This window comes from Acinetobacter sp. AL9, assembly GCF_041464035.1.
In the GTDB taxonomy this organism is placed as follows: domain Bacteria; phylum Pseudomonadota; class Gammaproteobacteria; order Pseudomonadales; family Moraxellaceae; genus Acinetobacter; species Acinetobacter towneri.
This window is the reverse complement of the sequence record NZ_JAYFSK010000230.1, coordinates 1-268: the sequence shown is the minus strand read 5'-3', so window position 1 is coordinate 268 and position 268 is coordinate 1. Positions and strand designations below refer to the sequence as shown.

1 pseudogene is annotated in these 268 nt (G+C 38.4%); it reads left to right on the top strand.

Annotated features, from left to right (window positions below):
• Window positions 1-268 (top strand): annotated as a pseudogene (locus ACEO2X_RS14455) (RNA-guided endonuclease TnpB family protein); the annotation flags it as partial.

Here is a 268-nt window from a genome sequence, read left to right as displayed (position 1 = left end):
GGCACATCGAAAGAATGCAACTTGCACAGTCAAACTATTCAGGCAGTGACAGAAGAATTGGTCACAAGACGCAAGCAGTTCAAAAAAGCAAAACTAAAATGGCGTGTCAGTAATAAACAATCAGCTAGACGTTCACTGGGTTGGATACCGTTTAAAAAGGTTGCAATCAAATATGCTGATGGCTATGTTCAATATGGCAAGCATCAATTTAAACTATGGGATAGTTACGGATTAAGTCAATACAATATCAAAACAGGCACATTCGTAG